Here is a 25,345-nt window from a genome sequence, read left to right on the forward strand (position 1 = left end):
AACCCTTTCGAGACTGTTCACGCCAGACGACGAGGGCGGATTGTCATGACGATTGCACGCATCCTGAGTACCGCTCGTCGTTGGGCATCGCGACACTCAGGCGAGAGAGCCTCACCCGATTCATTGCAAGGATCAGATGTGTCGGAACCACTTGTACGACCGGACGTTGCTGCCCAGCGCCTTGTTCACCAATTCACCCGGGGAGCTGACCCTTCTGCGACGGCAATGTTTGCCGCATCGAATCAGGCCGATTCACGGGCTCCCCTATAGCTTCCGTCCGAGAATCAATGGCGAGCGTAGCGGGCGAAAAGCTAATTCCAACCTGCTACTTGACACCAGGGCGATCGCCGCTCATACTGTTCGCGCCAAGAGCCAAAATCGATTTATATAAATCGATTCGGGACGATTACAGACAGGGAAGTCATGTCATTGGAAGTGGGTCTCAAAGACGTCGCGCTTCGAGCGGGAGTCAGTCCCTCGACTGCGTCCAACGCACTTTCGGGTGCGCGGTACGTGTCGGCAGAGACTCGCCAGCGTGTCTTCGAAATCGCGGAAGCGATGAACTATCGCCCCAATCTCGTCGCGCGTGGTTTGCGCCGGCAAGAGACCAGGACGATCTCCCTCCTCGTCAACGACATTGCGAACCCCTACTACCCGGCCGTAGCTCGCGCAATCCATGACCGCATCGGCGCACACGGATATGTCTCCTTCATCGGCAACACCGATGGAGACCCCGAGACCGAAGTGCGCGTGCTCGAGGAGATGCGCTCCCGCAGCGTCGACGGCGTCATCATGGGCACGATGGCGCTTTCTCCGGAGCGGATCAGGAGCGTCGTGGGACCGACGATGCCGCTCGTGCTCCTGACCGGCGAGTCGCTCGAATCGCCGGAGCATGAGATTCGGCAGCTCCGTGCCGACGAGGTCGGCACGGACGACTCGATTGGGATTCGTGAAGCGGTTGAACACCTCCGCAATCAGGGCGTCACCGACATCGGCTACGTCAGTGGCCCAGTCGGATCCATCCCCGGTACTGGCCGAATGCAACGATTCCGCGACGAATTGACCGAAGCGGGCCTTCGCGTCAACGAAAACTGGATCGAATTCGCGTCCAGTTACACGCTCGAAACCGGGTACGACGCGGCTGACCGCCTTCTCGGACGATCGAACAGGCCGGCCGCGATCATGTGCGCCAACGACCTCATCGCCATCGGGGTCCTCGAGGCGGCGCGTGATCGGGGTCTCGCAGTTCCCACCGACCTCGCAGTGATCGGATTCGATGACATCCCCACCGCGAAACATGTCAGCCCCAGGCTCACCACGATCATCAACCCCGCGACTCTCGTCGGCTACGCGTGCGCCGACGCGCTGATGCGGCGAATCGAACATCCTGATGTTCCCTTCGAGCACACCGCGCTTCCGACCCACCTGATCGCGCGCGGCTCGGCGTAACTCTCCACCCACAACAAGAAAGCAATCACCTCGTGACAAATACCGACGTTTCTGCTGCCGTCGAACTCAGCTCTGACTTCCAGTCCAAGTTCTTCAACGCGCTCTCCCCGCGCGATCTACTCCACGACGAGGTGGCGCAACGACGCGAGACGGGCTACGACGTCGACGCGTTCGTTCGGGAGGCAAACCTGACCGATCCCGAAGACAGCGGGGCAGTTCTCGACCTCGTCGATCGGATGGAGTCGGCGGAGCGTCTCCCCGGCTGGACCTATGTCGAGCCCGATACGCTCGAAGGCATCGAGGGCAGCTTGAGCGCGCGGACACCCGCGCGGTCGCTCCCAGAAACGACGCTGCGCGACAAGATCAACGCCGCCTGGCTCGGCCGGATCGCGGGCTGCAACGTCGGCAAGCCCGTCGAGTGGGGCAGCCATTGGACGGCTGAGCACATCCGCGAGTACCTGATCCTGGCTGACGCCTATCCGCTGCGCGACTATATCCCGGTACTCGACCCGATGCCGGAGGGGTTCACGCTCACGGCCTGCTGGCCCGAGACCACTCGCGGCAACGTCAAAGGCTCCGCACGCGACGATGACATCGACTACGCCATCCTGGCCCTGCACCTGCTTGAAACCCACGGCAGCGGCCTGCGGCCGGAGCACGTCGGTGCCGCATGGACACAGCTGTTCCCCATCGAGCAGGTGTTCACCGCCGAACGCGCCGCCTACGTCAACATGATCGAGGGATTCACCGGCCCCGACGTCGCCCGACGCCGCAACCCATACCGTGAATGGATTGGTGCGCAGATCCGCGGTGATGTGTTCGGCTACGTCCACGCCGGCAACCCGTGGGCCGCTGCGATGCTCTCCTTCCAGGACGCATCGCTTTCCCACGTCGGGAACGGCATCTACGGGGAGATGTGGGCAGCTGCCCTCGTCGCCGCTGCGTTCACTGCCACCTCCGCCATACAGGCCGTCGAACAGTCGATCGCCGTGGTGCCACCACAGTCCCGCCTTGCCGAAGCCCTCCGGCACACGCTCGAACTGAAAGCGTCCGGAGTCACGTGGGACGCGGCCCTCTCCGACATCCAGGCCGCATACGGCCACTACTCGTGGGTCCACACGATCAACAACGCTGCGGCGGTTGCCGCCGCGCTGCTCTGGTCCGACGACGACTTCCTCACTGGTGTCGGCCGCGTCGTCATGAGCGGTTGGGACACCGACTCCAACGGCGCAACGGTCGGTTCAGTCCTCGGTGTTATCGCCGGTACCAAGAACCTGCCCGACAATCTCATCGCACCGCTCGAGAACCGAACTCGCTCGGCTCTCTTCGGTTTCGACAACTCCGTGATCTCCGACCTGGCCGACCGGACCACGAGCCTCGCACTCAACGGCCTCAAGTAAACCCCAGCAAGAGAAAACCCCACCCCAAGAGAAAGAGACGAAGATGCCTCGCACCATCCGACCCGCGCGCAGCACCACATCGCGCCGACGGCTCCTCAAAGCCGGGGCGATCGCTATCGCGGTTGCTGCGGCGCTAGCCGCCTGCACCAGCAGTGGAACCGCGGGTAGCACTACCGGCGCGCCGACTGGCACGCTGAGCTACTGGTACGCCCCGAACACACCCGACGCAAAGGGTGTGGCCAACTTCATCAAGTACAACATCACCCCGTACCAGAAGAAGTATCCGAAAGTCGACCTGCAAGCGGTCCAGAAAAACGTCAACACGATCAACCAGCAGATTCAGGTCGCGTTGGCTGCAGGCAAGGGCCCGGACATTGTCACTGCGTCCGGTATCTCCAACCAGATCACGTACGCGAAGGCCGGCTATCTCTCCGACCTGAGCTCGTTCGCAACGGCCAACAAGTGGAGTGACACCCTTCTCCCGTGGGCATCCGAAGTGAGCAAGGTCGACGGCAAGACGGTCACGCTTCCGCAGGGCTACGAGACGCTGCTCCTGTTCTATAACAAGACCCTGTTCCAGAAGAACGGGTGGACGCCGCCGACGAACCAGCAAGAGGTTGAGGATCTCGCGGCGAAGATGGAGGCGCAGGGCATCACCCCGTTTGCGGCCGGCAACTCCGACTATCCAGCCGGAACCGAGTGGCTCGTCAGCGCGTTCTTCAATGATGTCGCCGGCGCGGCCAAGGTCCACGACGCGCTCACCGGGTCGGCCAATTGGACCGACCCCGCGTTCGCCGACTCGATCAACCGGCTGAAGAGCTACTTCGACAAGGGCTGGTTCGGCGGCGGCGTGAAGAAGTACTTCTCCACGACCGACCCACAGAAGTACACTCAGTTCGCGAGTGGCCAGGCTGGCATGTACATCTCCGGCTCGTGGGAGTTCGTGACCCTTCCTGACTACTTCAAGAAGGCGAACAGCGAGTTCGACTGGGCGCCGTTGCCCTCGCTGGCCGACGGTGTGCCGGTCACTTACCCGTTGTCCATCGGCAACGTGCTCTCGGTGAACAAGAACACCAAGAACGCTCACGCAGCCGAGCTCTACCTCGACTGGAACCTCAAGGACACCAAGACGATGTGGGACCAGGTCGCGAACACGGGGTCCGACGCCATGCCGGTGAAAATCAATCCGTCGGAGATCCCCTCCAACGTGGACCCGAAGATCGCACGTGAGTACACCGAACTCGCAAAAGCAAGTGAGCAAGGAGCGGTCGGCTACACCACATGGACGTCGTGGGGCGGCCAGGCAGACCAGTACATCGTCGACAACACTGACAAAGTCCTCGCCGGCAGCCTGTCGACGACGGACTACCTCAACGGCCTACAGGCCGCGTACAAGGGTGACGTGCAGAAGGCCACACTCCCGACAATCTATTCGACAGGAAAGTCGCTCGGCTAATGAGTTCCACAACCATGACCGGAGCTGCTGCGGTTGAGGCCGCGGGCGAGGCTGCAAGCCTCGCCCGCGGGCGCCGACGCCGCCTGAGGCGACGCGGCGCATGGGTCGGGCTGCTGTTCATGGCGCCCGCCCTCGTGCTCAACCTCGTCGTGATCGGCGGCCCCGCGATCTCGAACCTGTATTACGCATTCACCGACTGGTCCGGTCTCGGCCCAGCCAAATTCAACGGCCTCGACAACGCCGTACGACTGTTCCAGGATCAATCGTTCTGGAACGCGCTGACCCACAACTTCATCTACATGCTCTTCTTCCTAACCGTGCCGATCGCGATGGGTCTCTACGGTGCGTTCGCTCTGTCCCGCGTGCGTCGCAGCGCGACATTGTTTCGGGTGCTGTTCTTCATCCCTTATCTGATCGCCAGCGTCGTCAACGCCGCGATCTGGAAGAACATCCTCGACCCGCAGGCCGGCCTGGCCGCCGCGCTGGACAAGATCGGTATCCACTGGCTGGACAACGTGTACTTCTTCGGCGACCCGAACCTGTCGCTCGGAAGTGTCATGTTCGTCGACAATTGGCACTTCTGGGGCTTCCTCGTCGTCCTCTTTCTGGCGGCCACGACGAATATCGACGGCTCGCGCTATGAGGCCGCCCGCATCGACGGGGCGAACGCGTGGCAGGAATTCTGGCACGTCACTCTCCCGGGGATCCGTCCAACACTCGTGTTCGCCCTCACCATAATTTCTCTTTGGTCGCTGCTCGCCTTCGACTATGCCTACGCACTGACCGGCGGTGGCCCGGCCGGTTCCAGCGACCTGGTTTCTCTGCTCGTCAATCGCACGGCTTTCGGAGCCAACGAAGCCGGGTACGCAGCGTTCATGGGGCTCACAATGTCCGTGCTCGGCGGGATTATCCTCGTCGTCATTGGTCTGCTCCGCCGTAGGGAGGACGAATCATGACCGCATCAAACGACACTCAATCCATTCACCTGCCGTCGCACAGTTCGACTCGACGACACGATCGTCGCTCGAAGAGTGAATTGGACGCACGCCCCGGCGGACTCAAACGTGCTCCCTTGTCGGTCATCGCACTCACCGTCCTTGCGCTTTTCGCAGTGCTGCCGGTCCTGGTGCTCTTCTTCAACGCGTTCAAGTCGGACACTGAACTCGCAACCAACCCGCTCGGACTCCCGAGCTCGTGGGACTTGTCCAACTTCGAGACCGCGTGGACGTTGGGCCGACTGGGGCAAGGCCTCGGGAATAGTGCAATCCTTGTCGTTGGTACCGTGATCGGCGTCTGGATTTGCGCCGGAATGGCCGCTTACGCGCTGGCCCGGCTTAACGTGCCCTTCAAGCGTGGCATCTCGTTCTATCTGCTGATCGTTATCTCCCTACCGGCGCAAATGTTTCTGGTGCCGCTGTTCTTCATGTGGACCAACCTCGGCCTGTATGACAACCTGTTCGGGCTCATTCTGATCTACACCGCGCTCAACACACCGTTCGCAACGTTGCTGCTGGAGACTTTCATCGTCGGTATTCCGCGAGAGCTAGACGAGGCCGCGAGGCTCGACGGCGCGAACGAATGGCAGATCGCAACGAAGGTTATGCTTCCGCTCGCACGGCCGGGTTTCCTCACCGCCGGCCTCGTCGTCGGGCTCGCAGTCTACGGCGAGCTCTTCTTCGCGGTGATCTTCATTTCGTCGCCGGACAACCTGCCGATCTCTACCGCCTTCCTGCAGTTCCAGCAAGGATTCACCCGGCTCTACGGCGTGACTGACGCGGCCGGGCTCATCATGATCATTCCCGTGATCCTGCTGTTCCTGTTGATGCAGCGGAGGTTCATCAGCGGCCTCGCATCCTCCGGAGTGAAAGGGTGACCGGCAAGGTCACGGTCGTCGGAAGCGCGAACGTCGACATCGTCACGAGAGTCGCCCGTATTCCTGCGCCGGGCGAAACCGTAACCGCCGACTCGTTGGAGGTCTATCCCGGGGGAAAGGGATTGAACCAAGCTGTAGCGGCGCGACGAGCCGGAGCAGATACACAACTCGTGGCCGCGATCGGAAACGACGCGCACGGCAAGATAATCATCGACGTGGTCGCCGGTGAGCAGATGAACCCGACCCGCCTCAGACGCGAGGAAGGCCCAACAGGCACCGCCTTCGTCACGATCGACGCGGCTGGCGAAAACAACATCGTGATCGTTCCCGGAGCCAACGGCACTCTGCGCCGCCTGGCCGAGGACGAGCGGGAGCTCATTCGCGCGTCCGGAGTCCTCGTCTGCCAGCTCGAGGTTCCGGACAGCGTCGTCGAGGACGCCGTGTCCACAGCCTGGGAGGCTGGGACGGCTGTCGTCCTAAACCCGACTCCGGTCCGGGCGGTTCCGGCGGCAATTCTCGCCGCAGTCGATGTACTGATCGTCAACGAGCACGAAGCAGAGCAACTTCATGCATCGGACCTTCCCGTTCCATGTGTGATAACAACCCTGGGAGCCGACGGTGTGAAGCTGGACATTCGCGGAGAGTCCAGTGTGCGCATCGATGCAAGGAAGACGATCTCGATCGACTCCACAGGCGCGGGCGACACATTCGTCGGCTTCTTCGCAGCCGCGATCGCGGCCGGGGCCGACTACGAGACCGCCGCCCGACGAGCGAGCGTCGCTGGCTCACTGTCCGTCGAGGAGCAAGGCGCCGTGCCTTCAATACCAACAAAACAAGCCGTCGATGACGCGTTGCGTCTGGAGAGAGTAGAGAACCAGTGAACGAGGCAACACGCAATCGGATTCGAGGCGCGGTGCTCGGCCAAGCGATCGGGGACGCACTTGGCGCTCCAACCGAGGGGATGACTCGCGCAGCCATTCGCGCAAAATATGGTCGGGTCACGGGATACGTGTCAGATGATCCAGCCGGCACGGACGACACCGAGTACGCAGCAATGACCGCACAGATCCTTCTCAAGGCTGGCCCGGACATTACCGTCAACGACGTTGCCCGAGGATGGATCGAAGCGCTGGTTGATCAAGTGACCCCATTCGACGGAGGAGGATTCTCCGAAATGGAGGCGATTCACAACCTCGCCAAAGGGTTGCTCCCGCCAGCGTCAGGTACCGACAACCACGAAATGTGGAGCGACGGCTCTGGGATGCGAGTGGCTCCGATCGGGGCGTATGCCGCGGGCAATCCGGTCGAAGCAGCTCGCCTGGCAGGAATCGACGCGCAGGTGAGTCACGCGCGCGACGGAATCTGGGCGAGCCAAGCTATCGCGGCGGCAACAGCAGCAGCGATCGTCTCGACCGATTGGCGGCACATCGTTCAGGCAGGCATCGATGTTACGCCGCCTGACTCGTGGACCAGGCGAATGATCGAGAAGGCTATCGCCATCGCCGAGGGGACCGGCACAGTTGAGGAACGACTGGACGAGCTGGAACGTCGCGTTGCGATCTTCCACTATCCATGGGCGGACGTCGCCCCGGAGGCGATCGCCTTAGCTTTCGGCGTGTTCGCGATTGCCGAAGGCGACTACTCGGAGGCCGTCCTCGGCGGAGTGAACATCGGCCGCGACGCCGACACAATCGCGGCGATGGCCGGCGCGATGGCTGGCGCTCTCAACGGGGTCGACGCGATTCCATCCGAGTGGAAGGACCGGCTCGGCCCGCTGCGCGGAAGTTGCATCGCCGCGATGGCCGGTGTCGACCTGTGGGAACTTGCAGATGAGATCGCCGATTCGGTCGACGAGCGAAAGGTACTGTCCAATGACTGAACTTGCTAACCGCGCCCATGGGGCCCTGCTCGGGCTAGCATCCGGAGACGCCTCCGGCTTTCCGTCGAGATATCACAAGATGGCCCACGCGGGCGCAAGCAGGAGTCTGCTCTGGAGCCAGGCCGTCGAAATGGATGACGCCCAGATCAACAAGTTCCCCCTTCCCTTCACGCACGCCGCTCCGTTGAGTGCAGGTGAATTCTCGGCAACGGATGACGCTGAGCAGGCCGCGCTCGGAGCCGCCGTGCTGCTACGCGCGTTCCAGAACCGCATCGACGTAGCCCGGAACGAGCCGGAGACAGGGGAGCTTTTCGCAGCATGGCTTCAGATCGTCCTTCCGCAAGCCGATGGCTACTGGGGATCTGTCGCCGATCGCTCAGCGATCCTCAACAGCATCGAAGGGCTGACACCTCCCGCGACCGGACGGGACAACCCGCACTTCTATGACGACTCCGCCGTAGCGCGCTCGCTGCCGGTCGGTCTCGCCTACGCTGGAGACCCGGAAACGGCCGCCGCCGTGGCCCGCCGTCTCGCATCGATCACGAACGACGGTGTTGGTGTGGACGCGGCCGCCGCGTTTGCAGCCGCGATCGCCCTGACGGCGGCCGGAGGCACCCTCCGGGACGCCGCAGAGCGAGCTCGAGAGGAGATCGTCAGCGACTCGTGGCTTGGACGCAAGCTCGAGCTCGCCGAGGAAATCTTCGCCGATGCCGGCTCGCTGATAGCCGCGATCCCCGCCTGGAACGACGAGGTCGCGAACCTAGAGTACAACTTCGGCAACATCGCTGCTGAGACGCTCCCGCTCGCCTTGATCATCGCGCGCGAGTCGCAGTCGTTCGCTGAAGCCCTCGGAATCGCGAACCTGGTCCCTAAGCAGGCGGACACGATGCCCGCGATGGTCGGCGCGCTCATCGGCGCCGCGTACGGCACCTCTGCAATCCCGGCGACTTGGCGCGACCGCGTCGAGACGCTTCGCGGATACACCGTCCCCTCCACGGCGGGCGTTCGTCTGCGTGCCGTCGCGGAGCAGCTGGTCAACGTTCTCGAAGTGGCTTCCTGAACTTCGGTCCCGGGGTTGTTGCCGCAATCCCGGGACCGAAGCACCAAATAAAACTGTCCGATTCGAACAACGAAGTGAGAAGAGATGCGACGTTTGAGGTTACGCACCGCACTAGCAGCCGGGGTCACCGCTGCGCTCATCGCAGCAGGAACTGTTGCAGCAAGCGCGCCGGCGGCGGCCGAATCCCATTCCATCGTTCAAACGAACAAGCCGACGCAAGTTAGCACCGACTTCCAGAACCTTAACGGGTTCATGTGGTTCTACAACACCTATTTCGGCTACAAATACAGCGACATCACCAAGGATCTCGACCATCTGAAGGCGAGCGGGATCCGGGTACTCGGGTTCTTCAGCCCCTACAACGGCGACAAGACATTGTGCGCGGGGTGCGACCCCCTCGACTACTACTCGGTATCCCCACAGAACGGGACCATCGAGGACTGGAAGACCCTCGTCAGCCAGGCGCACAAGCGCGGCATGAAAGTGGTCTCCTACTTCGTGAACATCTACATGGATGCGAACTCACCGTTCTTTGCGAAGGCTCAGCAGGAGTACGCCGCGGGTGACCGCACATCCCGGGAGGTGAGCTCGGTCACGTGGACCACGAATCCGAGTGATCCGCTGCCGTCACTTCGGATGGGGCCGCCATGGGCGAGCAGCTGGGAGTGGAGCCCGATCGCGGGCGCTTACTACTGGAAGCTCTGGTTCGGCCCCGGATTCAACTGGGACCAGAGTACGAGCGTCGCCGAGGTGAAACGCTTCGAGGAGTTCTGGCTCGACACCGGCATCGACGGATTCATGTGGGACGTGGGTCGTTTCGACTCGCGCTTCCAGGAGGCAGCGGTCACCCTGCCAAAGGCATACACCACCAACGACAAGTGGCTGACGTTCGAAACCACGGGTGCACCGAGCGCCCAGACTGCACACGCCTTCGGTCTGAACTCGTGGTTCAACTACAGTGACCAGGGCAACTGGACAAACGACTACACGCGCCTCGTCAACGGTCAGATCGACGTCAACGGGCTCGAAGCCGAGCTGAAGAACTCCGACTACGCCCGCTCGGTCGGGGCGACCACGCACGCGTGGACGATCGCAGCGGACGACGACGCCAACCTTGCCAACCACGACTATCCAAGCTATCCGAACGATGAAGTCCAGCGTGTCCAGGAGGCGGCGCTACTGGCCGGGTCCGGAATCCTCTACGGTTCGCCAATGTACGACCAATACATTCGTTGGTCACCGACGTTGCGGGCGAACTGGGATCGGGTGCTGAGCACGGTCAACGACAACAAGGCGCTACTGCCAGCAGCAAGTCGTGACCGCGTGCCGGCCGGGCCGGACGCAAATGTCTTCGCCGAGCGCCGCACCAGCGAGGACGGCAAGCAGACCGCTCTGCTCGTGTACAACTTCAACCCAACACCTACGACGGTGACGGTCGACCTCTCGAACACCGGAATCGACCTGAACCAGCAGCCGAAGGATCTCTACAACGGCGGCAAGGGCACGAAGATCAACGGCGCGGGCTACGCGGTCAGCCTGCCCGGCTACGGCTTCACCATGCTGGAGGTGAAGACCAAGTAACAAGCACGCGGGCAACGCGGCGAGTCAAGGGAGCCCTCTTGCCGCGTTGCTCGCGTATCACAGGAAGTGCTAAGTCGACCACCGTCAAGGTTGACGCGGGCTGTCGCTCAGCTTTGACGGTTCGGTCCGCACGACAAGGATCCGGTCCTTAGATTGCGGATCACTTAAGGCCCGCAGCCGGAAGGTTCCCCCCAAACCTTCCGGCTGTGGCAACCTCCGAATAGGCCCCGCGCACACACGACGGTGGCGATTCTTAGTCCGCAGGTCACCCTACCAATGAAGCGACGTGCGGCGGTGTTCTGACACCTTCGACGTGCGAGCTGGCCGGGTCTGCGTCCACTGCCAACATCCTGTTCCTGGGATCGACGTGGACCACCGTGGGGTGGAAATCTCTGAGCTCTTCCCCGCTTAGCTGCGCGTAGGAGATGATGATCACCAGGTCGCCGATGTGTGCGAGGTGGGCGGCGGCACCGTTTACGCCGATGACGCCTGAACCTCGTTCGCCGGCGATGAGGTAGGTCTCGAAACGGTTTCCGTTAGCGATGTTGACGACGCTGACTTGCTCGCCTGGCAGAAGGTCAGCGGCGTCCATCAGATCGAGATCGACCGTCAGTGAACCGACGTAATGCAGCGACGAGTCCGTCACCGTTGCGCGATGGATCTTTGACTTGAACATCGTCCGGATCATTGAGGTCGCTCCTCGCAACAGAATGGTGCGCTGTTGCGCCACAACTAAGAATATGCCGCTCAAATCGCGCGTGCCGTCGCGAATTCGACCCGGTGGGAGGTCACCCGCGGGAGAGCATTTCGCGGCGAACCATGGGCCGAGACACAGCCAGCGATCCCCAGCCCGATCGCCTGCTCGCTGCACCCGCGCTGCATCTCCGTCACCAGATCTCAATCCCTACGAGGCGTTTGGACTGCTTGACCACATCCGACAGCCCTCGGGACCCTACTGTCACCAGCCGATCTCATGCCAGATATGTCGACTCGGTGCGGTCGGAGATCGGCTGCAACCGTGGCGCGCGTTAGCCCGTTGCGAGCTCGCGCTGAACCCTTCGTCAGAATCGTTCGATGGGAAGGATTCCGCATCACTGACTGTGGAGCCGCCGAAGCGGCGCTGCCTTGGTTGCTTTTGTGTGTCTTTCCGACGGCCGATCGTAGCTCGTTCCCGGTTCTCCGTGCCGGGCTTTCGCGGCATATCCTCCCTCCGCTGTGCTCCGGTCCGGTATTCCACGGTCCCGGCACTACGCCCCTCCCACTCGCTCTCGATCTCTTCGCCGGAAAGGCAAACAAAAACAGGCGACAGGGGAGTGAGACGGATGCGGGTATTCATCATCGACACCAGCAACATGGGTCCAGAACTGCAGGGCGGAATGATCGGGGTGGTCGGGTCGGCCGTGCCGACGGCGGATGAGAAGCGCGACTGCGTGGAGACCGTCAGCCGATATGCGAACGATGGGTGGGCGGTTGCTGCAGACCCGTTCACGCCGATTGGGAGGCTGGCCGCTTTGACGGCAGAGACGGCGTGCGTGCCGTTTCTCGCACTCGACCGTGCCGTACGGTGTGGCGGAACTCCAATTACGGTTGCGCCAGCAGGGCCGGGTCGGCCGTCGCTCGGCTGATTGAACCAGCCGTATCGGGACAGTGCGGGTCCGGCCGTCCCTGGCCGGACCCGCATTGGCCACCTACTCGTTTGCGTCGTCGACCGGTGCTGCCGGCTGATCGTCGCTGTCATCCACCTGCGCTGCACTTGCCTGAGATGCGGTGACGATTTGCTCGACCTCGCTGAGGGAGTATCCCCACGCAGCCAGCTGGGCGAGGTAGGCCGCGTCGGTGCGGTTGGGGTACCGCCAGGACTGTTTGCTGGTAACGCTTTCGCAGGCTCCGAGCACAATCGCAAGCGAGACCTGCTGGGCTTTCGCCGGGGTGTGCTCGACAGAGCCCGCGAGCTTGTCCGGTTCGGCGTAGCCGGGCTGTTCGATGCCGAGAAGCACGTGGGCGAGCGGGTTGCCGTCCCGGGTCGCGGCGCTGACTGCTTGCCGGTGAATGGTCAGCCCGTTCGCGATCACCACGGCGACATCCTTCGGGAGGGTCTTGCGGGAGAGCAGAGTGGCCACCCATTCCCGGCGTACGGTTTCGGCGGAAGCCCACGCCTTGTTGTTGGCGATCAGGGTGCGCCGTTCAGCCTTCTGCTCATCGCTCATCGGCCCGCTAGTGTTTCCGCCCGCGTCGTAGCGGTGGTACCCGGCGGCTTTCGGGTCGGAAACGAAGTAAGTGATGTGGGCGTCGCCGTCTGCGTAAACCCGAACCCGGGCGGCCCGCCCTTCCATGTTCTCAATGTGCTCGACAGTGACGCGTTCGCCCTCGGCGGTAAGCAGGTCGCTGATGCAGCTGTATCCGGTGTCGTAGTAGCCGGGATCGTTCTCGAGCACTGTGTATCCGCGTCCGGTCAGGTCGGCTTCGGTGGCCGACTTGATCTGGAGCCGCACTTTTTCGTCGCGTGCGCGTTGTGCGGCGTGGGTGAATTGGGCGGGGTCGTGGGTGGCGACTTCGATCAGATCCCTCTTGATGTCGTCGTTGTCCTCGAACTCGATCAGCACGGCCGCCTGATCCAAGGTCAGCGCGTGTTCGTGGATCGCGGTTGCGGCGCTGCTGTTCTCCGCAACCGCGAGGGCGGTTTTGATCTCGCGGGGTTTCGTTGCGGTGCGCCGGGCAATGGCGGTGACGCTGAGCCCTTCGAACACGAGCTGCTGAAAGGCGGTCGCGCGGTCGCCGTCGGTGAGGGCTTCGCGTTGGTCGTTCTCCACCAGCTGCTGCACAATCCGCTCTGTAGCTACGTCGTCGGCATCGACGATATAGACGGGGATGCTGGACAGTTCGGCTTCGCGGGCGGCCAGGGTGCGGCGCTGTCCGGCCCGAACGACGATGCTGCCGTCGCTGTCCCGCCTGGCGAGGACTGGGGTGAGGACTCCGTTCTCGCGGACGCTCTGTACGAACGCGGGAGTGAGGGGGGTACTGGGGCGCACGTTGGTTTCGATGACAAGGCTGGCCGGGTCGAGGTGCTCAGTGGTTCCGGTCACGGTGGTGTCGCTCATGGTCTTTCTCCGTTCAACTGTTCTTGTTCGCCTGTCTGGCAAGAGGATCGATGGTGAGCGGGAGCGGGCGGAGTGCCGGGACCGTGGAATACCGGAGCGCAGCGAGGATATGCCGCGAAAGCCCGGAACGCAGCCGTGGTAGCGAACTACGATCAGCTGGCCAGGCAGACGAACAATCCCAAAAGGGCGCGCCGCTCGCGGCTCCAATGGAGTCAGCGGCGTTGGAGGGCGCCGCTGACCTTCATCACTCGACCGGTTCGAGTCCCAGGATTCCGGTGATGGTGTGAACGGTGCGCAGTACGCGGGTGGCTGTGGATGCGATGAGGGTGCTGTCGGCGTTGGCCCATCCGGCGATATAGCCGATGCTGTAGTCGCTGGTGTCAAATCCGGTGAGGCCTGCGACGACGTAGGCGACGGATTCGGCTTCGGTTTCGGCAAGTCCGCGATGGTGGCTGTAGTCGGCGAGGTTCTCCGTATGCCCCAACAGGATGTGTGCCGTTTCGTGGATCAGTGTCTTCGCGGCTTGCTGCGCGGAGAGAGCCGCGTTCAGGACGACCTGTCGCCGGGCGGCGTCGGAATATCCGTGGAGCTCGCCGGAGAGTGGCCGCCGCTCGACCGTCCATCTTTCGCTCGTCAGGTGGGTGGTGAGATGGTTGACGATTCCGAAGTCGTCGGTGCCAGTCAGCTGCCGTGCAAGCAGAGGAGGCTCTCCTGTGTCTTCGGTGGGGTCCGTTTGCGAGATGTCGAAGACGGTCAGGATGGGATAGCGCGCGGCTCCGTTTCTCATCCGCTGGGCGGTCTCGCTTGGCTTCGTGTCGTCAGTCTCGTCTGGGTCTGTGGTTTTCGCGATTCGGTATCCGAAGATGTGGATGCCGTGTTCTCCGGCGCGGACTTGGCGGCCCTTGGCTTGCCAGGCTCGATATCCGGCTACTGCGGTCGCGTCGGGTCGTTGCGTCAGGATCAGCAGCACATTGTTCAGGCTGTATTGGTGGAATGAGGCGGTAAACCGAAGGAATTGCTGCCAGCGTTCCGACCGGCGGAGGGCTTCGACTTGCTCGACGATGCTCGCGTGCAGGGCTTCGGCTCGACTGTTTTGGCCGTCAGTGGTGGTTGTGGGTGTGGTGGTCATGATTTCGTCTCCTATGTGGACAACTGTTTTTTGTGCCGTCCGGCAAGGAGCGTCGAAGGTGAGCGGGAGCGCCGGGAGTGCCAGATGATCTCGGGCGAAATAAGCCCGACAGGGCGCGTCCGAGATCATCTGGAACGGCGAGGCGCGGTAGCGAATTACGATGACCCGTTCGGACAGGTCACATACATCCGGACAGGAACAGGCCGCATTGCGGCTCAGTTCAGGCGGGCTGGGCAAGATGCCAACGCCTATATGACGTGGGCTGTACCGAGCTCTGCCCAATGGGTGGTGGCGCGCGGCGAAAGTATCTCGCGCCGCATCTCGAACCCTGGTCCCGGCTGCAAGTCGGCTATCCCTCTCGGCACCGGTGACCTCCGGATATTCGATCGGACGTCCGGCGTCAACCTCGTGGATGCGGTCGATGCGAGCTGCGCCGTGGCGGGAGTGTGGTCGCCGGTCGAGATCAACGGTCTACATGGACGGCGGACTGCGGCTCGGGGCGAAAGGCGGATCTCGCCGCCGGAGCCGATCACGTCCTGATCCTCGCGCCAGGTACCCGGGGCAGGACTGGCGACCGCCGACGGTTGCCCAGCGTAGTCGCGAGGCGCTTCTAGTACGGATCGACGCTTGCGTCGAAGATGCGGTCGAGTTGGGCGTCGGGTTCTGCGAGGGTGAGGACGATGTCGCCGGCTTGAAGTCGGGTGCTGCCGCGGACTTGGAGGAGCCGTCCCTCGCGGTTGATCATGCTTACCCAACCGTCATCGCCGAGGTTGAGGTCCTCGATGGTGGATCCGTCGGCGGGTGAGCCGCGGGCGACCGTGTGGTGATGGAGCCCTTCAGGTTCTTCGTTGAATCGCAGTCCGCTCGCCCACGGCTCTGGCTCGACCACCCACATAGGAACCCGAAACAGCCGGGCCATAAGCGGAATGAACCCGCCTTGGAAGACGACCGAGACGACGACGACGATGAAGATCAGTGCGTAGATGGTGGTGGCGCGGGCAGCACCAGCGGTGAGGATGAAGATTCCGAGCAGGATCGGGACCGCCCCTTTGAGCCCGGCCCAGAGCACGAAGGCTCGTTCTCCCCACCGCAGGCGTATCGGTAGCAGCAGCACCCCCACGAAGACCGGGCGGATGACGAAGATGAGAAGTGCCGAGATACCCAGTCCGGTCCAGAGGATGGCAGGGTTGAACACGTCGTCGAGGGAGACGCTGAGGCCGAGGACGACGAAAACGATGATCTCGGCAAGGCTCGCGATCCCGCCACTGAAACGCTCGATCTCGCGTTTGTATGGCGCGCGGCCGTCGCCGCTGACGATGCCGGCAAGGAATACTGCGAGGAAGCCGGAGCCGTGCAGGATGGTCGCCACCGCGTAGATCAGGGCGGCGCACGCTATCGCACGCACCGAGTAGAGGGCCCCGTTCGGAAGCGCCACCCGCCGGGTCAGCTTCATCAGACCCCACCCGCCGGCGAAGCCGACGACCGCGCCGACCACCATCTGCAGCGCGAACTGGCCTACGGCGCCGAGTACCGCATCCACCCCGGTGCCCGTCGCCGCCAGGAAGCTGACCATCAGCGCGATGCCCACGGGATCGTTTGCGCCGGACTCTCCCTCGAGGATCGTTCCTGTACGACCCGTGATCTCACGCTTACCCAGAATCGAGAAGACGACCGCAGGATCGGTCGGCGACAGCGCGGTTCCGATGAGCAGCGCGGTCTGCCATGCGAAACCGAAGAGGAAATGCGACGCGACAGCGACCCCTGCTGCGGTGAGGGCCGTGCCGACGATTCCGAGCACGGTGATCGCACCGGCCGCGGACCGGAACCGACGCCAGCCGATGTGCATCCCGCCATCGAAGAGGATGAAGATCAAGGCGACCGTGACGATCCGTTCGTCGACCTGAGCGGGCACGGCGCCGAGGATGGGGAACACGGCTGCTGCCGCGGCCGCCGCAGCCAGGAACAGGGCCGGTGCCGGCACGCGGATCCACGCGCTCAGGCGATTCGAGAGCACGGCGACGATCACGGTCGCGGCGACCACGAGGATCACCAAACTGAACGGCTCGATGTCGATCACGGCGCCGCCCGAGGCCCACTACGGAAACCCGCCATACCGACCTCCTCGTCAAGGCGCGTCAACCCAATTGCCGACCAGACTTCCCGGCGCACCTCGTGGACTCGATATACGGCATCCCGATGACCCAACCCTACAACCCTGTCTCCGACTCATAACGGGAGGGTCGAGTCGCCGGAACGGCGCGTCGAGCGGGAGGTCACAACCACTTCCAGGCGAACGGTTCGTCACCATTGCAGCATGATTTCCGCCAAGCGACTCCAGACCACCTATCAGAGGTGTGCGAACCGCTTTCAAGCAAACGGAGGCGCCGCGGGTGGCACTGACCCGCAGTTTTCTATGCTCGGTCGCCGCCTTGCCGACGAGACGGTCAGACAGTGCCGTGCTGCTGCCCGGTGATCGCCTGTGTTGCGCGCCGTCGCTGGTTCACACGCTGCACAATCAGGGTCGCCACCCCGCCGAGTGTGATCGCGGCGAGGTTGATGGCCAACTGGATGAGCGCACCAACGGACTGCTCGGTGGCCCCGTAGGCGAGGGCGACGGCGGCGTTCGCGGCGGCCGGAATCGTCGTCACCGAGATCAGCACCCCGATGAGTGCGCCCGATTTCGCGGTTGACAGAGAGAGTAAGCCGGCGATGCCGGCGAGGAAACCGACCACCCAGCTGAGCACGTTCGGTCTCCAGATGAAATCAGTCAGAGGCCGGGAGTGGAGCAGGTCGGCGGGTGACATCAGGTGGAGAACGGTGAGCAGCAAGGTGAACAGGATGGTGATCGCGATAGCGACGGCGAACCCGACGGCGAGTGCGAGGACGGATTGAGCGATCATCCGTCGTCGCCACCGCACGAGGCCCACAGAGAGCGCAGCAAGCGGGCCGAAGTCTGGGCCGACGACCATCGCGCCGACGATGAGGATGGGTTCGTCGAAGACCACACCGATCGCAGCGATCATCGTGGCGACGGACATGAACGTCAGGAAGGTGGGGGAGAGACTGGTCTCCTCATGAGTGCGCTGCTCGATCTCCTGCCACACCACCGCGTCGGCGGCGTGCCCGGGGGCGGCGCGGCTTGCGCGCTTCGCCGCATCCGAGATCTCGATGCCGATGTCGTCGACTGAGATTGAGCCCTCGTGCTGCACGCCGAGTTGCTGAAGCTGGTCGAGCAGGATGCTCGACCCTTCGCGGGCGACATCGCAGAGCACCAGGTCGCCGACAGGTCGGGTAGCGGCCTTCGGGACGCGAACGATGTTTGTCGTCGCCACGTTGTCCTGGAGGGTCGTTAGCACCTGGTCGACGAGGTTGGCGGGGGCGATGATTCGCAGATGCTGCACGTGGCCAGTGTCACCGCAATCGAGCCGCGCGTCTGGCGATCGGGGGCGTGTCGGTGAACGCGGCCTGTCAGGGCGGCCTCTTCCCGCCCGACACTCCGGACGGGCGCGATGCACTGTGGCGCATGAAAAGGCCCGCGCTCGACGGGCCAGAAATCATGCGGCACCTGTTGGCAGAGTCAGTCCGCCCAAAGTGGTAGTTCATACGCCCCGCTCAATCAGAGATGAGCAGTCCGTCTAAAGCGTGTGATGTCTCAGCGGGCGATCTAGGCGGTGTTGCTAAACCCTGTTTGGACCCAGTGGAGGGCTGCGGCGAGGCATAGGGCGGAGTGGTAGTTGCGGGCGGTCTTCTCGGATCGCATCGCGATGCCGCGCCACTGCTTGAGCTTGGTGAAACAGCGTTCGACGACGTTGCGACCGCGGTAGCGCTGTCGTTGTTCGGGGCCGAAGTCGATGGGCCGCCCAGGGCGTTTGCGACGGTGGGCGATCTGGTCGGCGCGTTCGGGGATTGTCGCAGCGATGCCGTGCTCGCGTAGCCTGGCCCGGTTCGCCCTGGATGGGTAGCCCTTGTCGGCGAGGACCCGGTCGGGCCGTGTGCGCGGCCTGCCGATGACGCCGGGACGCGGATCTGGGAGAGGGTCTCGGCCAGCATCGACCTATCGGCGACCTGCCCACCCGTGATGACGAGCGCCAACGCTCGCCCGTTGCGGTCGCAAACCAAGTGCGTCTTGCTCGTCGGGCCGCCTCGGGAGTGGCCGATCGCGTGATCAGGAGGTTCGAGGCCGAATTTCTTGTAGTTCGCTCGAGCCCCCTTGGTGCGCGGAAGGGTCGCGCCGTGTTGGTGGACGCGAACGATCGTCGAGTCGATCGAGATCACCCAGTCCAGGTCCTCGTTCGCCAGCGCGAGGGACTGGGCGTGCTCGAGCAGATCCGCCCACACTCCGGCCTTGGACCATCGGTCGAAGTTCTTGTAGACGGTGTTCCAGTTCCTGAACCGTTCGGGCGTATCCCGCCACGGCGCGCCCGTCCGATAATGCCAGGCGGTTGCTTCCACGACCATGCGTCGATCCGGCGGCGGGCGCCCCGCCGCCGCCACGGCCGGGAACACCGGGCTGATCACGGCCCCCACCTCCTCGGAAATCACATCGCGAGACACGCCTTCCAGAGTCGCCGACGAACACTCGGATGGGTTGGGGACACCTCCTAGTAACGTAGGCAGCATGGCCGAAGGACGCGGGTTAGGCGGAAGTCGTCTAGGTGGCTTCGTCCGGGCTCTTCGGGCACTGTCTCACAAGGTGGCAGCTCTTGAGGGTCTTGCTGCTGCGCTGCTGATGACGGCGTCGATATATCTGATCGAACGCCAGCCGGGCGTGGGCACAGCCCGTCCTGATCTCAGTTGGTACGGCGATCCACGCAATCGCGCCCTGGTGGAAATTGGGCTGGACTTCGGCGTGGTCGGCATGATCGGGTTCTTGTGGTTCATGGCGGTGATTCGCCGACGGCTCGCTGAGCGCGAAGACCAGTTCTATGCGACCGTCTTTCTCGGAAGTGGCATCATGTTCGCGATCCTGGCGACGACTGCCGCGGTGTGCGCGGCCGCTCCGACTTTGGTCGTTCACTTTGGCGGTGAGGAGAGCCTCAGCGATTCGACTATTGCGCTCGCGCACGGCCTCTGGTTCGGGCTCTGGGGGATCGGTGCGTCCAGGTTCGCCGGCTTCTTCATGTCCGCGACGTCGACCCTCGGCCTGCGCTTCGGGGCACTTCCGACCTGGCTCGGCCGTATCGGATACGTGCTTGGTCTGTTGCTCGTCATCACTGGCGCGTTTGCGGGTCCACTTGACTTTCTCTTTCCAGCCTGGCTCGCATTGGTAAGCATCACGCTGCTCTTCAGCAGTCGGGACAGATCCGCCCATCCGCACAGCTGAGGCACGCATAACTGCCGATCTGTAATCACAAAACGCGGTCCGCAATGTCGAGTTGAGCTCAATCAGTGGCGCGGCACCGCGATGCGATCCGACAAGACCGCCCGCAACTACCACGCCGCCCTATGCCTCGCCGCAGCCCTCCTTGGTGCAAACAGGGTTTAGCAACACGGCCTAGTTCTTGCCCACATTTTGCCCACACTTTGGATGGAGTGTGTGTTATCACGGTGATCACAATGCTTCGAGGATCCGCGGAATTCCGCGGAATCTCTGTACAACTTAGCGGCCGACGAGGGCCGAACTAGAGCACACGGCTCATAATCGTGGTGTCGCGGGTTCAAGTCCCGCCCCCGCTACGAAAGGCCCCGAGATCTCGCCATCTCGAGGTCTTTTTCTATGCCCACAGGTCGGTCGTTCCGGGACGAATTGCTGAGCGCCAGCGTCCCGGCGATTACTGGGGCGCAGCCTGTGCGAGACAGTCGTAGAGGGTGTCTGCAGGCGGCCCAGTCTGCCCGGTCGTGGCCCGGCTCCAGTATTCCTGGGGTGGGATCATTCGGCAGCTTGATTTCACCCAATCCTGGATCGCCCAAAGGTTCGGTGTGCTGGTTCCCGTTTTCGAAGTGGGCCGCGTGATCAGGACGAATCGCAGCTCATGAGTGTCCACCAGGTGTGTGAGGGCGGCGAGTGTGGGGGAGGGGACCCGCGACGTGAATCCGCCCATCGGGAGTACCCGAACGGCTCCGTTCATGATCAAGGGGGCCGCGCTTCGCCACGTGTCCGTTGCGAGCGCGAAGGCGCCGCCTTGTGCGCGATCCTCGGCGTAGTCGTAGATCCGCTTCTCTGTGGCAGCGGTGGTGGGGATGAGGCGGTTGGAGTCGAGTCCGATTCCGTAGACGTCGTGCCGGACGAGTTTTCGTGCCGCGATCGCGGCAACCGGGGGGCCGCCGTAGGCATCGTTCGCCGTTCCGGAGTACGCCGGGATCACAGTCGATCCGCTCCAGGTGAGCGGGCCGATCAGGCCGGCCACCGCGACGGTCACGATGGCCGCCCAACCGAAACGCCTGTTCTTCAGAATGCCGAGACTGCGCGCAAGCAGTCCGAGGCTACCGAGCGCGCCGAGGATCACGACGGAAGGCAGGAGCCAGGGTGCGAGGTCCGGAAAGTTGCTGATGACGACGACTGACCAGATGCTCTGGACGGCGGCCGTGACCGGCAATGCGAAACGTAGCGGACCTCGTGTGAGGTTCGCGGTGCGCCCCAAGAGGACGATGCCGATCGCCGTCAGCGCACTGAGAGGGAAGCTGAGCGCTGCGAGGTAGGCGGTATGCGGCAGGCTCATGACGCTCAGCACAGCACCGACGGTGAGGAGAAGGGCCGTCGAGAGGATGAGACCTGTTCGCAGGCCGCGGTCGGCTACGAGAGTTCCGCTCCTTCGCACGGCCATGAAGCCGAGCACAATCCCTGCCGCCGCCAACGGAAAGAGCCAGCCGATCTGTGTCGCGTACTGCGGGAGGAAGAACTTCAGGGGTGTGTGCGCGAGTGGGCCATCGACGATTCCCACGATGGCAGCGTTGCCGGTTACGTGCGCGAGGGGATCCGAGCCGAGGGCGCCGGGAAAGACGTTACGGAAGAAGCGGTCGATGCCGTTGTAACCGATGGCGCCTGAGAACACATTGTTGTTGGTCGTGCCGTCGATGTACGGGCGCTGGGATACCGGGACGATGGCCATCGTCCCCATCCAAGCGAACGATGTGGCAACGGCGACGGCGACGAATCCGAGGACCGCGCGAACCTTCTGTGCAAGCGGCCGAGCGTTCAGAGCGAGATACACCGCCGCCAGCGCTGGGATGGCGAGCCACGCCTGGGCCATCTTCACCTGGAATCCGACTCCGATGATCAGTCCGGCGAGGAGCAGGAAGCGCCGCTTGTCCGTTTCGACGCTCCGCTGCCAGGCTGCAATCGCCAGAACCGTGAGCATCGTCAGCATTGCGTCCTCCATGCTGTGGGAGAACATCGAGACGAGCAGGGGCGTCGCCACCATGAGCCCGGCCGCGATCAGGCCACCCGCTCGTCCGAGCCATCGCTTGACGACGTAATAGGTGGCCGCGATGGTCACCAGCCCCTCGATCACTTCGGGCAGAGCAAGCGACCATGGGCTGAATCCGAAGACTCTCGCGGAAAGCGCCTGAGGGACGAGAAAGCCGGCCAGCTTGTCCAGAGTGATCGTCGACTGGGGGTCGAACGCTCCGAAGAAGAATGCCTTCCAGCTCTCGGACATGCTCTTGGCAGCCGTGGCGTAGTAGTCCGAGTATCCGCTCGAGGGGAGATTCCAGCCGTAAAGCACAGTCGCGACGGCGAGGAGGGCGATGAGTGGCCAGGCCGAGCGCAAGGACCGTAGTACTACCTTGCGCACACCGTGGCTTTCAGCACTCGAACGGCAGACGTTTGCAATGTCATAGGCAAATTTACGGAACTCCTCAGTTTCGGATGTTCGAATTCGAAACAGCAGTCAACCATCGCGTGTCGACTTCCCGCTGGGTAATGCTGCCGAAGTTCATGTAACCGTTCAGGTTTCGAAAGAAGGGTGCCACTATGTGCTCGACCGTTGCTGAGCCCACAACCGTTCAGGCCGCGGGCCCGGTCAGCCCGCCTGTCGAAGCCAGATCGTGCGCCGTCCCGCTCAGCCGACGCGTTTCAGCGCCCCGGTTGCTCTCGGTTCCCCGCCACCCCGATGTGACGGTGTGGCGCGCTGCGACCGAGTCCGACATCGGCGCGATCTGGGAACTCCGTCAGGCCATGGGAGAGGCCGATCATCCGAACTACCGAACCGCTCGCGAATCGATCGAGGCCGACTTCGCGCTGCCGGGGTTCGAGCCGGAGCGCGATTCCATGATCGGTTTCGACTCCACCGGTCGAGCTGTCGCTGCAGGAATGGTGATCTTCCCGTCGCGGCATCAGACGCTGGTGCGGTCGCTGCCGATCGGCGGCGTGCATCCGGATTTCCGGGGCCGCGGGATCGGCCGGGCCCTGTTCAACTGGCAGGTCGGTCGCGCGCGCCAGCAGCTGGCTTCGTCGTCGCGAGACCTTCCCGGCTGGATCCTCGCCTTTGCGGATGAACGCGCACCGCAGGATGCGCGGCTCTTCGAACGGGGAGGGTTGCGACTCGCCCGCCATTTCCTCAGCATGGAACGAACGCTTTCCGACCCGATCGAATCGCCACCAGCCCCGAGGCGTGTCCGAATCGTTCCATACGTCACGTCGATGTCCGATGCGGTACACCGTGCCCGTGACGAGGTCTTCATCGACCATTGGGGAAGCCAGCCGATGACCGATCAGCGTTGGCGTGCGTTGGTGGGTTCGAGGCGCTTCGCCGGGGAGTTGTCATTCGTCGCCCTCGCTCAAGGCTGTGGCGGAGGCGAGTGCGTGGTCGGCTTCGTCCTGTCGAGCACGGACCCGAGCATCTGGCCTACTCAGGGGTTCAGCAGCAGCCGAGTCGACCAGATCGGGGTACGCGCCGCCTGGCGCGGGCGAGGGATCGCCCATTCCCTGCTGGCCACTCAGCTTCGCATGAGCCAGGCGCGCGGGTTCGACCGGGTCACCCTGACCACGGATGGAGGCTCCGAGGCGCGCCCTCTCACGCTTCACAGTTCCGCCGGCTTCCGCACCACCGGAAGCAAGAAGGCGTTCGTGCTGGCGCTCTGAGCGACCTCGGTTGCGAGTCCACGCCGGTGGACTCCAGTCAGGGTCGGCCTTCCTCGCTGTACGCGGTCTCCCCGTCGTCGTCCTTCCGGTCCTCGAAGTTGCTGTCGAGGTCCCTTACCAAGTCGGTGAGGACGCCGTGCTCCTGGTCGTCCTCGTCGGGGAGCGCCCCGGCGTCGTCCCCGTCAAGACCGGGCGCCTTGTCGTTCGTCTGATCGAATTCGCCGATCGGTTCATCCTTGCGCTCTTCATTCATCACATGCCCTCCAACTTCCTCGTTACGCTCACTGTCTCGGGAGCGGTTTCTCGTGGATCACTCATCGCGTGCCTCGGCCTGCGTTCGTATCTTTGATCACGATGACGGCATCCCGCCGTGTCGTCGGTCATGGAGCCACTAGTACGCCGCTGGGGCTGAACGGAAACCCCCTTGACAGGGAATCAGTTCGTGGACCGCTCCACGATCGTGATCGCGTCAGCCCGCTCGGTGATCGCCCAGGATGCGAGGAGTCGGAGGCGTTCATCTGAGGGGCTTCCAGGGACCGCCGGGTAGATGGTGATGCCGAGGCCTTGGTCGTCTTCGAGGTCGAGGGATTGATACGTGAGTTCGAGGAATCCGACGACGGGGTGATTGAAGGTTTTGGTGCCCGCGTAGTGACGGCGGACATCGTGCGCGGCCCAGCGTGTACGAAACTCCTCACTGCGCACCGAGACTTCGCCGACGAGGTCGGAGATGCGCTTGTCATCCGGATACCGGCTCGCGTCTCTGCGGAGGATGGCGACGTTGATGTTCGCCGCGCGCTCCCAGTCGGGATAGAAGTCGTGCGCGCGGGGATCGAGGAAGATGAACCGGGTGTGGTTCGCGGGGCGCGCCGGGTCGCGATACATCTCGGAGTAGAGCGCGTATCCGAGGGCGTTGGCGGCGACGATGTCCATCTGCTTGTTGCCGATGATCGCCGGAGCGGCGGTTATGGAGTCGAGGAGGTACTGCAGTGTCGGGCGCACGGCAGCTGTGCGATCGGCCCCGTGACGCTGGAGGCGTCCGTCATTGGCGATCCGGGCGAGGTCGTGGAGGTGGTCTTGTTCGGCCCGGTCGAGGCGAAGTGCGCGCGCGATCGCATCGAGTACCGCATCCGAGACTCCGGAGAGGTTCCCGCGCTCGACCCGGGTGTAGTAGTCGATGCTCACCCCGGCGAGCCGCGCCACTTCCTCGCGGCGCAGACCCGGCACCCGGCGGCGGCCCCCGAAAGGTTCGATGCCGGCCTGCTGCGGGGTCAGTCGTGCCCGCCGAGTGGCGAGGAACTCGCGCACTTCAGCTCGGTTGTCCATGCTGCAACGCTACGACGGGTTGCCTCCGTGAGAGGGTTTCTGTTGGAACCCGTTTAGGCAGAGCCCTCGCTAGCT

Annotated in this window: 22 protein-coding genes and 1 pseudogene; 12 read left to right on the top strand and 11 right to left on the bottom strand. The window is 63.5% G+C overall.

The window, feature by feature from the left end; genetic code table 11:
* Positions 1–423: 423 nt before the first annotated feature.
* The 9 genes from G3T36_RS17685 (at position 424) to G3T36_RS17725 (ending at position 10,698) form a co-directional block, all read left to right on the top strand.
* A complete protein-coding gene (locus G3T36_RS17685; RefSeq protein ID WP_163291187.1) occupies positions 424–1,449 on the top strand; it encodes a LacI family DNA-binding transcriptional regulator in 1,026 nt (341 codons plus the stop codon).
* Between the two features lie 32 nt (positions 1,450–1,481).
* Positions 1,482–2,849 carry an ADP-ribosylglycohydrolase family protein gene (locus G3T36_RS17690; RefSeq protein ID WP_205245084.1) on the top strand — a complete coding sequence of 456 codons (1,368 nt, stop codon included), beginning with the start codon at positions 1,482–1,484 and terminating at the stop codon, positions 2,847–2,849.
* Between the two features lie 43 nt (positions 2,850–2,892).
* A complete protein-coding gene (locus G3T36_RS17695; protein WP_163291188.1) occupies positions 2,893–4,305 on the top strand; it encodes an ABC transporter substrate-binding protein in 1,413 nt (470 codons plus the stop codon).
* Positions 4,305–5,261 (top strand): carbohydrate ABC transporter permease, encoded by a 957-nt coding sequence (locus G3T36_RS17700; protein ID WP_240148640.1) that lies wholly within the window; start codon positions 4,305–4,307, stop codon positions 5,259–5,261. Before G3T36_RS17695 ends, G3T36_RS17700 begins: the two co-directional genes overlap by 1 nt.
* Positions 5,258–6,178 (top strand): carbohydrate ABC transporter permease, encoded by a 921-nt coding sequence (locus G3T36_RS17705; protein ID WP_163291189.1) that lies wholly within the window; start codon positions 5,258–5,260, stop codon positions 6,176–6,178. The genes G3T36_RS17700 and G3T36_RS17705 overlap by 4 nt, the downstream gene beginning before the upstream one ends.
* A complete protein-coding gene (locus G3T36_RS17710; RefSeq protein WP_163291190.1) occupies positions 6,175–7,059 on the top strand; it encodes a PfkB family carbohydrate kinase in 885 nt (294 codons plus the stop codon). The genes G3T36_RS17705 and G3T36_RS17710 overlap by 4 nt, the downstream gene beginning before the upstream one ends.
* Positions 7,056–8,057, top strand: coding sequence for an ADP-ribosylglycohydrolase family protein (locus tag G3T36_RS17715; RefSeq protein ID WP_163291191.1), 1,002 nt, complete (start codon positions 7,056–7,058; stop codon positions 8,055–8,057). The genes G3T36_RS17710 and G3T36_RS17715 overlap by 4 nt, the downstream gene beginning before the upstream one ends.
* Positions 8,050–9,117 carry an ADP-ribosylglycohydrolase family protein gene (locus tag G3T36_RS17720; protein WP_163291192.1) on the top strand — a complete coding sequence of 356 codons (1,068 nt, stop codon included), beginning with the start codon at positions 8,050–8,052 and terminating at the stop codon, positions 9,115–9,117. Before G3T36_RS17715 ends, G3T36_RS17720 begins: the two co-directional genes overlap by 8 nt.
* Positions 9,118–9,210: 93 nt before the next feature.
* Positions 9,211–10,698 (top strand): alpha-amylase family glycosyl hydrolase, encoded by a 1,488-nt coding sequence (locus tag G3T36_RS17725; protein WP_163291193.1) that lies wholly within the window; start codon positions 9,211–9,213, stop codon positions 10,696–10,698.
* 265 nt (positions 10,699–10,963) lie between these two features.
* Here the strand turns inward: G3T36_RS17725 and panD are convergent, their stop codons facing one another.
* A complete protein-coding gene (panD, locus tag G3T36_RS17730) occupies positions 10,964–11,386 on the bottom strand; it encodes an aspartate 1-decarboxylase (RefSeq protein ID WP_163291194.1) in 423 nt (140 codons plus the stop codon).
* Positions 11,387–12,020: 634 nt separating this feature from the next.
* On the opposite strand from panD, the gene G3T36_RS17735 reads away from it, so the two are divergent.
* Positions 12,021–12,323: a hypothetical protein gene (locus G3T36_RS17735; RefSeq protein ID WP_163291195.1), complete on the top strand. Its 303-nt coding sequence runs from the start codon at positions 12,021–12,023 to the stop codon at positions 12,321–12,323.
* A gap of 63 nt (positions 12,324–12,386) precedes the next feature.
* On the opposite strand, the gene G3T36_RS17740 is transcribed toward G3T36_RS17735, so the two are convergent.
* The 7 genes and pseudogenes from G3T36_RS17740 to G3T36_RS20255 form a co-directional block, all read right to left on the bottom strand.
* Positions 12,387–13,796, bottom strand: coding sequence for a ParB/RepB/Spo0J family partition protein (locus G3T36_RS17740; protein ID WP_163291196.1), 1,410 nt, complete (start codon positions 13,794–13,796; stop codon positions 12,387–12,389).
* 244 nt (positions 13,797–14,040) lie between these two features.
* Positions 14,041–15,162 (bottom strand): ArdC-like ssDNA-binding domain-containing protein, encoded by a 1,122-nt coding sequence (locus tag G3T36_RS17745; RefSeq protein ID WP_240148641.1) that lies wholly within the window; start codon positions 15,160–15,162, stop codon positions 14,041–14,043.
* Between the two features lie 11 nt (positions 15,163–15,173).
* Positions 15,174–15,458, bottom strand: coding sequence for a DUF4113 domain-containing protein (locus G3T36_RS20310; protein WP_491047484.1), 285 nt, complete (start codon positions 15,456–15,458; stop codon positions 15,174–15,176).
* 77 nt (positions 15,459–15,535) lie between these two features.
* Entirely contained in the window at positions 15,536–17,002 is a 1,467-nt protein-coding gene (locus tag G3T36_RS17750) for a potassium/proton antiporter (RefSeq protein ID WP_163291197.1), read from the bottom strand.
* Between the two features lie 367 nt (positions 17,003–17,369).
* Positions 17,370–18,326, bottom strand: coding sequence for a DUF389 domain-containing protein (locus tag G3T36_RS17755; protein WP_163291198.1), 957 nt, complete (start codon positions 18,324–18,326; stop codon positions 17,370–17,372).
* 263 nt (positions 18,327–18,589) lie between these two features.
* Positions 18,590–18,934 carry a transposase gene (locus G3T36_RS20250; protein ID WP_420811061.1) on the bottom strand — a complete coding sequence of 115 codons (345 nt, stop codon included), beginning with the start codon at positions 18,932–18,934 and terminating at the stop codon, positions 18,590–18,592.
* A gap of 14 nt (positions 18,935–18,948) precedes the next feature.
* Positions 18,949–19,545: pseudogene (locus tag G3T36_RS20255) on the bottom strand (IS5 family transposase); the annotation flags it as partial.
* A 73-nt stretch (positions 19,546–19,618) separates the two neighbouring features.
* Here G3T36_RS20255 and G3T36_RS17765 point away from each other — a divergent pair.
* Positions 19,619–20,248, top strand: coding sequence for a hypothetical protein (locus tag G3T36_RS17765; RefSeq protein ID WP_163291199.1), 630 nt, complete (start codon positions 19,619–19,621; stop codon positions 20,246–20,248).
* A 448-nt stretch (positions 20,249–20,696) separates the two neighbouring features.
* Here the strand turns inward: G3T36_RS17765 and G3T36_RS17770 are convergent, their stop codons facing one another.
* Positions 20,697–22,634 (bottom strand): ArnT family glycosyltransferase, encoded by a 1,938-nt coding sequence (locus tag G3T36_RS17770; protein ID WP_163291200.1) that lies wholly within the window; start codon positions 22,632–22,634, stop codon positions 20,697–20,699.
* A gap of 203 nt (positions 22,635–22,837) precedes the next feature.
* Here G3T36_RS17770 and G3T36_RS17775 point away from each other — a divergent pair, with 203 nt between their 5' ends.
* Complete coding sequence (locus G3T36_RS17775) at positions 22,838–23,947, top strand: GNAT family N-acetyltransferase (protein WP_205245085.1); 1,110 nt, start codon at positions 22,838–22,840, stop codon at positions 23,945–23,947.
* A 37-nt stretch (positions 23,948–23,984) separates the two neighbouring features.
* On the opposite strand, the gene G3T36_RS17780 is transcribed toward G3T36_RS17775, so the two are convergent.
* Together G3T36_RS17780 and G3T36_RS17785 are read right to left on the bottom strand one after the other, a co-directional pair.
* A complete protein-coding gene (locus G3T36_RS17780) occupies positions 23,985–24,200 on the bottom strand; it encodes a hypothetical protein (RefSeq protein ID WP_163291202.1) in 216 nt (71 codons plus the stop codon).
* A gap of 182 nt (positions 24,201–24,382) precedes the next feature.
* The gene (locus G3T36_RS17785; protein WP_163291203.1) at positions 24,383–25,270 is read right to left on the bottom strand and encodes a helix-turn-helix transcriptional regulator; all 888 of its coding nucleotides are present in this window, start codon (positions 25,268–25,270) and stop codon (positions 24,383–24,385) included.
* Positions 25,271–25,345 lie beyond the last annotated feature (75 nt).

Origin of the sequence: Leifsonia tongyongensis, assembly GCF_010686705.1 — a bacterium.
Taxonomy (GTDB): Bacteria; Actinomycetota; Actinomycetes; order Actinomycetales; family Microbacteriaceae; genus Diaminobutyricibacter; species Diaminobutyricibacter tongyongensis.